The sequence below is a fragment of the Pseudomonas sp. LAMO17WK12:I1 genome (assembly GCF_900177315.1).
In the GTDB taxonomy this organism is placed as follows: Bacteria; Pseudomonadota; Gammaproteobacteria; order Pseudomonadales; family Pseudomonadaceae; genus Aquipseudomonas; species Aquipseudomonas marginalis.
In genome coordinates this window covers 102,671-110,007 of record NZ_FWZV01000007.1, presented here as the reverse complement: position 1 = coordinate 110,007, position 7,337 = coordinate 102,671, and the positions used below count along the sequence as shown (strand labels likewise).

Below are 7,337 nucleotides of genomic sequence, written 5' to 3'. Positions count from 1 at the left end.
GCCGCGAAGCCAGTTGCTAAAACCGCTGCTGCAAAACCGGCCGCGAAGCCAGCTGCTAAAACCACTGCCGCCAAACCAGCCGCCAAGCCCGCCGCAAAGCCTGCTGCTGCGAAACCAGCACCGGCCAAGCCAGCAGCACCTGCTGCTACCCCGGCAGCGACCACCGCTCCGACCGCATCGGCCAGCAGCACCCCTGCACCGGTAGCGCCAAGCACCACCCCAACCAGCGCTTCCTAAGTGCCGGTGATCATGACGCGCAGCTGCTGCAGCGCGTCATGGTCAAGGTTGGCGGCATCCTCAGCCGCCAGTCCTTCCAGCCACCGCGGTTGAGTCATCTCCACTTTCGGCCATGCCTGCGTCAACGCTTCCAGGCGCGTCAGCAATTGCCGTTCGGCATCCAGTTCCAGGGCTTTGACCCGTTCGCGCAGCGTCGCCAGTTGCTCATCCTGCTGCGCCTTGGCACGCCATTGCACACGCAGCTGCCGCAAGGGTTCGATCACCTGCGCCTGCCACGGTCGGGCCAGCTGTTGCAGGGTGCGCATACGCTCCGGCTCAAGTGCCACGCCCCGCTGTTCCAGCCACGCGCCGCAGAGCAACAGGCACACGTCCGCCCCTTGCTCCTGCAAGCGCAGGCAGGCGGCTTCGACGCCCGGGCGGGCGTAAGTCGAGAGAGCAAAGCTCCACAGGTCAGCGTTCATATTCACACCCAAGCCAGCGGCCAACGAAGCTGGTAGACTCCGCCGCCATTATGATCCGACTTCAAAGCCTAACATTACAGCGTGGCCCGCAACGTCTTCTCGAAGACGCCGAGCTGACCCTGCACGCCGGTCACAAAGCCGGCCTGATCGGTGCCAACGGCGCCGGCAAATCCACGTTGTTCGCCCTGTTGCTGGGTGAGCTGACCCCGGATTCCGGGGACTGCTTGCTGCCGGCCGACTGGCGTATCGCCCATATGCGCCAGGAGATCGACACCCTGGACCGCATCGCGATCGACTACGTGCTCGATGGCGACCTGCGTCTGCGCCAGGTGCAACACGACCTGGCTGAGGCCGAGAAAGCCCAGGACGGCGCCGCCCAGGCCCGTCTGCACGCGGAACTCGACAGCGCCGACGGCTACACCGCCGACGCCCGCGCCCGCAAGATGCTAGCCGGCCTTGGCTTCACCAACGAACAGATGGATCGTCCGGTCGCCGATTTCTCCGGTGGCTGGCGCATGCGCCTTAATCTGGCACAGGCGCTGATGTGCCCCTCGGACCTGCTGCTGCTCGACGAACCGACCAACCACTTGGACCTCGATGCGATCCTGTGGCTGGAGGACTTCCTCAAGAGCTATCAGGGCACTTTGCTGCTGATTTCCCACGACCGGGACTTCCTCGACGCCGTGGTCGACAACATCGCCCACGTCGAACAGAAGAAGATCACCCTCTACCGTGGCGGCTACACCGCGTTCGAACGGGCGCGTGCCGAGCGCCTGGCCCAACAGCAGCAGGCGTTCGAGAAGCAGCAGGCGCAGCGTGCGCACATGGAAAGCTACATCGCCCGGTTCAAGGCCCAGGCCACCAAGGCCCGCCAGGCCCAGAGCCGGATCAAGGCCCTGGAGCGCATGGAAGAACTGTCGGCGGCCCACGTCGATTCGCCGTTCGACTTTGTGTTCCGCGAATCAGTGAAAATCTCCAGCCCGTTGCTGGACCTCTCGGATGCACGCCTGGGGTATGGAGAGAAAACCATCCTGGAGAAGGTCAAGCTGCAGCTCACCCCGGGTGCGCGCATCGGTTTGCTCGGCCCGAACGGCGCGGGCAAGTCGACGCTGATCAAGAACCTCTCGGGCGAGCTGCAACCCCTGGCCGGTCGTTTGACCCGTGGCGAGAACCTGGTGGTGGGCTACTTCGCCCAGCATCAGTTGGACTCCCTCGACGCCAAGGCCAGCCCGCTGCTGCACCTGCAACGCCTGGCGCCGACCGAGCGCGAGCAAACCCTGCGCGACTTCCTCGGTGGCTTTGACTTCCGTGGCGCGCGCATCGATGAGCCGGTGCTGAATTTCTCTGGCGGCGAAAAAGCCCGCCTGGCCCTGGCGTTGATCGCCTGGGACCGCCCGAACCTGCTGCTGCTCGACGAACCGACCAACCACCTCGACCTGGAGATGCGCCTGGCGCTGACCATGGCCTTGCAGGAGTTCAGCGGTGCAGTATTGGTGGTGTCTCACGATCGCCACTTGCTCAAGAGCACCACCGACAACTTCCTGCTGGTAGCGGATGGCAAGGTCGAAGAGTTCGACGGTGACCTGGACGACTACGCACGCTGGCTCACGGACTACCGCCTGCGCAATGCGCCGGTCAGCAACACCCCGGTCAACCCGGACAAGACCGACAAGAAAGCCCAGCGCCAGGCCGCTGCCGCCCTGCGCCAGCAGTTGGCGCCACACAAGCGCGAAGCCGACAAGCTTGAGGCCGAGTTGGGCAAGGTCCACGAGCGCCTGGCCAAGATCGAAACCAGCCTGGGCGACAGCGGCGTGTACGAGGCTGCGCGCAAGGATGAGCTGCGCGACCTGCTGGCCGAACAGGCCAGGCTCAAGGTGCGCGAAGGGCAATTGGAGGAAACCTGGATGGAGGCCCTCGAACTGCTGGAAACCCTGCAAGCGGAGCTGGAGGCGCTGTCCTGATGGAAGCGTTGCAATTGCCGCTGCCGGCGCAATGGATCGAGCCTGTGTGGATCGGCGTGCAAATCCTGCTGATCCTGTTGGCCGGTTACGTTGCCCAGCGATTCGTCGCCAAAGGCCTGACCCGCCTGGGTGAGCGCTACCCGTTCCCGCCGCAACTGCTGATGCCGCTGCGCGGTGGTCTGCGCTGGTTGATCATGGGCAGTGCGCTGATCTTTGTGCTGGAGCGCCTGGGCGTGTCCGCTACGGTGCTGTGGACGGCGCTGTCGGGGTTTGTCGCAGTGGCGGCAGTGGCGTTCTTCGCCATGTGGTCGGTGTTGTCCAACCTGCTATGCGCGATCCTGATCTTTACCGTCGGACCGTTTCGCCTCGGTGACATCGTCGAGTTGGTGGATACCGTCGACAAGCCCGGCGTGAAGGGCAGGGTAGTGGCAATCAACTTGCTCTACACCACACTGATCGAAGTGGAAGCCGCAGGCACCGACAGCGCCATCGTACAGGTGCCTAACAGCCTGTTCTTCCAACGCTCGGTGCGGCGTTGGCCCGGCACCCATGTGTTCCCGGGCGACCGCTAGCGTTTACCGCGTGTAAAAATCTATAGCCAGCCTCTGCTCGGCGGAGTTAGCTTAAGGCCCGACAATCGCTGACTCTTCCCCGAGGTGTGCTATGGCACTCGACACGTGGCTGGCCTTTTTCCTGGCCAGTTGGATCATCTCCCTTTCCCCTGGCGCCGGCGCCATCGCTTCGATGTCCAGTGGCCTGCAATACGGCTTCCTGCGCGGTTACTGGAACGCCATTGGCCTGCAACTGGGCCTGGCCATGCAGATTGCCGTGGTAGCGGGCGGCTTGGGTGCCATTCTGGCGGCGTCGTCGACCGCGTTCTATGCGATCAAGTGGTTTGGCGTGGCGTACCTGGTGTACCTGGCCGTCAAGCAATGGCGTGCCTTGCCCATGGACATGGCCGATGACGCGGCGATACGCCCGCTCGGCAAGCCGATGGCGATGATGTTCCGTGGTTTCCTGGTCAACGCCAGCAACCCCAAGGCCCTGGTGTTCATGCTGGCGGTGCTGCCGCAGTTCGTGAATCCCCAGGCGCCGTTGCTGGTGCAGTACCTGATCATCGGTGCGACGATGATCAGCGTCGATATGATCGTGATGGCGGGGTATACGGGGTTGGCGTCCAAAGTGCTGCGCCTGTTGCGCACGCCCAAGCAGCAGAAGCGCGTGAACCGGACGTTTGCCGGGTTGTTCGTGGGGGCTGCGGGTTTCCTGGCCAGCTTGCATCGCGCAACGGCGTAAACCTCGGTACTTGAACGTGTGGGAGGGGGCTTGCCCCCGATGGCGGTGTCTCAGCTACAGCTAGGCTGACTGACACCCTGCTATCGGGGGCAAGCCCCCTCCCACATTGGTTTTGTGTTGCCTTGAGGATTACCGTTCAGTGCAAGATCTTCGGCGCTTCATCCCGTGGCAGGTGGTTGCGCGGCACCGGCTGGCCCGGGTCCTGATACCCACCGCCCAACTGTTCCGCCAACTGCCTGGCGACGTCCTCACCCAGCGCCTTCGACACTTCCTTCACCACCCGCGGCCGGTTCAGGCTCACGCGTATGTCGCGGCTGTTCACCAGCTTGGTGTCCTGGCCTTCGCCCATGGCGGTAAACGCCGAGGTGATTTCGTAGGTGCGCGTATTGATCAGGCTGAAATCCGCCACCAGCGTCAGGCCCAGCACCGCCGAGTAGCTGTTGGTGTGGTCCAGGGCGTTGATGTCCTGGGTGAAGTCGATGTCTGACAGCGTACCGAACAGCACATAGTCCGCGCCCTTGAAGTGACCGGCCTTGATGCGCTTGATCACGTCATAGACGTCACCCTTGGCATCGGCGGTGTAGGGCGTGCCCTGCACCAGCTGGAACTGGCGGGACTTGAGAATCTCCCCCTTGATATCACCGCTGAACTTGCGCAGTTCGGTTTGTTCGATGTAGCTGCTACGGCTCTCGTACTCGCTGTAGTTCGATGCACCGCTGGCGTTGTAGCTGCTTGCCTGGAAGTTGTTGCTGGCCGAAACCTGGTGGATGTACTCCTCGACCTGCGCCTGGTAGGCCAGGTCGGTCACCGCGATCTTGGGTGCAGCCGAGGCGCCAAAGGCGCACAACAGGCCGATCAAACCAATCCATGCACGCATTGCCTAGCGCTCCGTGGTCTTGCGGATTTCTTTTTCGTCCATCCATTCGGCCAGGCCGCTCTCGACGTCGATCAGTTGCAGGCTGAACTTGTAGAACACGTCCTTGTAGTCCGAGCTGCGCTTGACGATGGAACTGATGGAGCCTTCCAGGCGGTACTTGGCCGCGACCATGTTGCCGGTCTTGCTGACGCTGGACTTCTTGTACAAGCCGCTCTGGTTCTGCAGCTTGAGCTGGTCGACCTGGCTTTGCATGTCGGTGTTGTCACTGGCGAAGCGTGCGGTGCCGGTCTTCATCAGCTGGGTCTTGATCGACGTGGTGATCTCACGGGTGTCGATGTACTCGCTGGTCTTGTTCTTCACGTCATACACCTGCACCACCGGGCGGCCTTGCAGGATGCCGGACTGGGCGAGGGAGCGGGTCATGCTTTCGGCGATCATCTGCAGGTCGGTGGAGCCGAACTCGTTGGTCACCAGCTCCACGGCCTTGGTGTCGCCGTAGCTGATGTTTTTACCACCCAGTACCGGGGAGGTATTCGCGCAGCCGCTGGCCAGGACGGCAACCACGGCGAGAATCGAGAAGCGTGCAAGCATGGGGAAATCTCTCGGCAGCAAAATGAATGAACGGTTCAAGGGGTTTTGACTTCAAGGCGGAAGTCCGCAGCCTGGGGCACATTGGCAATGGCGGGCAGGAAGGTCGCCTGGTTGGCGTACAGGTTCAGCACTTTCCAGGTCTCTTCATCGCCCACCGGGAAACCATCGGCGCCCAGCCAGGCGAAGCGGTAATACATCATCTGGTTACTGCTGGTGATGTTGCTCAATTGCACCTTGGTGGTGAGGAAGCCGTTCTCGCGGGCCACACGAATGGCGCCGACCGCGATGCCCTTGAACTTGCCCATCACCACGATCTTGCTCGCGGCGCTGCCAGGTTCCGGTGGTGGCGGGGTGGCGCAGCCGGCAAGCAGGACCAGCGCCAGTGCGCCGAGGATAAAGTGACGCATAGGGTGCTCCTTAAGGTTGTTTGAGGGCGATGGCCTGGGTTGTCGTGCCGGGCAGCACATGGGCGGCGAGGCCACCGGCGAACACTTGGTTGCCGACCACGCGCAGGGTGATCACCTGGTAGCGCTGGTCGGCCTTGATCGTTACCAGCGTGCCACCCAGGGCGTTGGGCAGGCTGACCTGGTGTTCACCACGCTTGAGGCGCAGGCGCGTGACTTGGGTCATGTCCGGCAGGGTGCGCCAGGTGCGGGTGTCGGCGCCTTCGGTCACGGCCGAGGCGATACCCAGTACCAGGCCTGCCATGGGGTTGGTCTTGTTCAGGTTGTTCTGCGCCACACCACGGCTTACCGCACGCACGGTAGTGCGCAGGATGATGCCTGGCATGTCATCACGCAGGGCGCGGCGGGACATGGCCGTGGTGCTGTTGAGCGCCGTGAGGTTCTGTTGCTGGCCGTCGACACCGATCTGGGCAACGGTCGCCGTGGAGGTGTCGGCCTTGATCACCGGGAACGACAGCGGGGTGATCACCAGGTTGCCATTGATCGGGATCGGCAGCGGCAGGCGGATCGAGTCGCGGGCGGGTGCGAGGCCGCTCTGCACCACGATCAGCACGTCGGTTTCATCGCTGCCGACCTTGGATTTGTCCAGGTCGAGCAGCGCTTTTTCCAGCAGTGGCGTGTTAGGGCGCAGCTCGATGGCCTTGCGATAACCGGGGGCGGCCAGGTCTTTTTCGCCCAGGGCTTCGTAGACGAAGCCGGCCAGGTAATGGCTGAACGCACTCTGGTAGCTGTTCTTCAGGCCGACCACCTCCGGCGCGTCGAGGGCTTGCACCGGGTAGCCGTGCAGGTCCTTGATCTGGGTGGTCACGCCCTGTTGCTCGGCTTCGTCTTCGCGCTTGAGGTATTCCTTGTCGCGCAGGTCGGCGATCACCGCTTCGCGTTCGTGGGTCTTCTTGATTTCGGTGCGTGCGCCGTCGAAGTCGTTCAAGGCCAGCAGGTTCAGGGCCATCTGCGTGGTCAGCATGACTTTTTCGTAGTCATAGCCTTCGTAGCGACGCACCTTGTCATTGGCCAGGAAGCTGCCGAACTGGGACAGGTATTTTGCGCTGTCGAACTTGACCGACTCTTCCCACTTGTAGACTTGCAGGTCGGCGCTGCGCCAGGCGGTCTGGCTGCCGGTCAGGTCGCCCTTGGCCCGCAGCAACTCGCCCTTTTCGAAGAAATACAGCAGGTCTTTGTCTTCGCCGGTGTTGTTCTTTTCCAGCAGGGTCAGGGCGGCGTCGACATTGCCGGTGGCGAGTTGCTGGTTGGTGGCTTGCAGCTCGGCGTCGTAGCTGCGGAACATTGAACAGCCGCTGAGCAAAGTGACTGCCGCGAGCGCGAGCGGAGGTAAGGCGCGAAAAACCATGTCACTTCTTCCCTGAAAGTAGTCAACCAATATGGTTATTCCTCATAAAACCGAGGAACGAAATTCCCTTTCGCACTAACAGGGCGCGGCATTATAAGCATC

General features: G+C 62.6%; 9 protein-coding genes. 4 read left to right on the top strand and 5 right to left on the bottom strand.

Annotation, left to right across the window (positions count from 1 at the left end; all coding sequences use genetic code 11):
* A partial coding sequence (locus B9N88_RS33280) for a hypothetical protein (RefSeq protein WP_218191466.1) occupies nt 1-237 on the top strand: 237 nt, incomplete at its 5' end.
* Here the strand turns inward: B9N88_RS33280 and B9N88_RS14930 are convergent.
* Nucleotides 234-698, bottom strand: a complete 465-nt coding sequence (locus B9N88_RS14930; RefSeq protein ID WP_027608337.1) for a TIGR02444 family protein — start codon at nt 696-698, stop codon at nt 234-236. The two genes, B9N88_RS33280 and B9N88_RS14930, sit on opposite strands and share 4 nt — an antisense overlap.
* 50 nt (nt 699-748) lie before the next feature.
* On the opposite strand from B9N88_RS14930, the gene B9N88_RS14925 reads away from it, so the two are divergent.
* From B9N88_RS14925 to B9N88_RS14915, 3 genes are all read left to right on the top strand, one after another.
* On the top strand, nt 749-2,659 hold the full coding sequence (locus B9N88_RS14925) for an ATP-binding cassette domain-containing protein (RefSeq protein WP_027608338.1): 1,911 nt from the start codon (nt 749-751) through the stop codon (nt 2,657-2,659).
* Nucleotides 2,659-3,231, top strand: a complete 573-nt coding sequence (locus tag B9N88_RS14920) for a mechanosensitive ion channel family protein (RefSeq protein ID WP_027608339.1) — start codon at nt 2,659-2,661, stop codon at nt 3,229-3,231. Before B9N88_RS14925 ends, B9N88_RS14920 begins: the two co-directional genes overlap by 1 nt.
* Nucleotides 3,232-3,322: 91 nt before the next feature.
* Nucleotides 3,323-3,955, top strand: a complete 633-nt coding sequence (locus B9N88_RS14915) for a LysE family transporter (RefSeq protein ID WP_027608340.1) — start codon at nt 3,323-3,325, stop codon at nt 3,953-3,955.
* Nucleotides 3,956-4,091: 136 nt separating this feature from the next.
* Here B9N88_RS14915 and B9N88_RS14910 read toward each other — a convergent pair whose 3' ends face one another.
* The 4 genes from B9N88_RS14910 to B9N88_RS14895 are packed head-to-tail and all read right to left on the bottom strand — an operon-like array spanning nt 4,092 to nt 7,235.
* Complete coding sequence (locus tag B9N88_RS14910) at nt 4,092-4,832, bottom strand: hypothetical protein (RefSeq protein ID WP_027608341.1); 741 nt, start codon at nt 4,830-4,832, stop codon at nt 4,092-4,094.
* A 3-nt stretch (nt 4,833-4,835) separates the two neighbouring features.
* Nucleotides 4,836-5,423 carry a penicillin-binding protein activator LpoB gene (gene lpoB / locus B9N88_RS14905; RefSeq protein WP_027608342.1) on the bottom strand — a complete coding sequence of 196 codons (588 nt, stop codon included), beginning with the start codon at nt 5,421-5,423 and terminating at the stop codon, nt 4,836-4,838.
* A gap of 35 nt (nt 5,424-5,458) precedes the next feature.
* On the bottom strand, nt 5,459-5,830 hold the full coding sequence (locus tag B9N88_RS14900; protein ID WP_027608343.1) for a YcfL family putative periplasmic lipoprotein: 372 nt from the start codon (nt 5,828-5,830) through the stop codon (nt 5,459-5,461).
* A 10-nt stretch (nt 5,831-5,840) separates the two neighbouring features.
* Nucleotides 5,841-7,235, bottom strand: a complete 1,395-nt coding sequence (locus B9N88_RS14895; RefSeq protein WP_027608344.1) for a COG3014 family protein — start codon at nt 7,233-7,235, stop codon at nt 5,841-5,843.
* Nucleotides 7,236-7,337 lie beyond the last annotated feature (102 nt).

Coding starts and splice junctions, on each gene's coding strand:
- B9N88_RS14930 (WP_027608337.1), bottom strand. CDS start 698: ATGAACGCTGACCTGTGGAGCTTTGCTCTCTCGACTTACGCCCGCCCG.
- B9N88_RS14895 (WP_027608344.1), bottom strand. CDS start 7,235: ATGGTTTTTCGCGCCTTACCTCCGCTCGCGCTCGCGGCAGTCACTTTG.
- lpoB (WP_027608342.1), bottom strand. CDS start 5,423: ATGCTTGCACGCTTCTCGATTCTCGCCGTGGTTGCCGTCCTGGCCAGC.
- B9N88_RS14925 (WP_027608338.1), top strand. CDS start 749: ATGATCCGACTTCAAAGCCTAACATTACAGCGTGGCCCGCAACGTCTT.
- B9N88_RS14910 (WP_027608341.1), bottom strand. CDS start 4,832: ATGCGTGCATGGATTGGTTTGATCGGCCTGTTGTGCGCCTTTGGCGCC.
- B9N88_RS14900 (WP_027608343.1), bottom strand. CDS start 5,830: ATGCGTCACTTTATCCTCGGCGCACTGGCGCTGGTCCTGCTTGCCGGC.
- B9N88_RS14920 (WP_027608339.1), top strand. CDS start 2,659: ATGGAAGCGTTGCAATTGCCGCTGCCGGCGCAATGGATCGAGCCTGTG.
- B9N88_RS14915 (WP_027608340.1), top strand. CDS start 3,323: ATGGCACTCGACACGTGGCTGGCCTTTTTCCTGGCCAGTTGGATCATC.